Raw genomic sequence first — 679 nt, 5'->3', positions numbered from 1 at the left:
TTGGCGACGGCAGAGTTGTTTCAAGCTCAGTTGCAATATCACTTTAACCGAGACATGCCAATTTCTGCTATTTGGCAATAAATGTTATTTACCTTAAACACAAAAACATCAAATGATCGATGGAGGTGTTTCCTTTTAAGATGTTAATGAGAGCTACTACTTTAAGAAAATACATATACTTAAACTTGTGCTTGGTGATGTGAACTAATCATCACTCAAACTCCTACAAAGTATTTAAATTTGGTCACGTATGGTTAAGGAGATTATTCGTGAGCACCGACAATAATGGTGGGATTAAACGTCCCGATGGAAAGGTAAACGCGATAGATACTGACTATCAGATTGGTCAGGATAACGTTGCGTTAAAAGTCGGCCCATTCGGCTTAGACATTCACAACCGAGTTTTCGCAATTTCTGGGATGGCTATCGTCCTCTTTGTTGTGGCAACGCTAACTTTTCGCCAACAAGTTGAACCCTTTTTCGCTGGCTTACGTGCTTGGCTAGTATCCAATCTTGACTGGTTCTTTCTTGCTTCTGGCAACGTATTTGTCATTGTCTGCTTGGTCTTGATTGTGACACCGCTTGGCCGAGTTCGAATTGGTGGTACTGAAGCGACACCAGATTACTCTTATGCAGGCTGGCTAGCGATGTTGTTCGCAGCCGGTATGGGCATCGGATT

General features: G+C 42.3%; 1 protein-coding gene and 1 pseudogene. Both read left to right on the top strand.

The window, feature by feature from the left end:
• Positions 1-81: pseudogene (locus tag R7Z47_RS25040) on the top strand (3'-5' exonuclease); the annotation flags it as partial.
• A 188-nt stretch (positions 82-269) separates the two neighbouring features.
• The coding region (locus tag R7Z47_RS25035) for a BCCT family transporter (RefSeq protein ID WP_318130787.1) at positions 270-679 on the top strand (410 nt) is incomplete at its 3' end.

Source organism: Vibrio sp. 1641, from assembly GCF_033339995.1.
Lineage (GTDB): Bacteria > Pseudomonadota > Gammaproteobacteria > Enterobacterales > Vibrionaceae > Vibrio > Vibrio alginolyticus.
The sequence above is the reverse complement of the archived record's forward strand: the minus strand, read 5'-3'. Positions and strand labels throughout refer to the sequence as shown.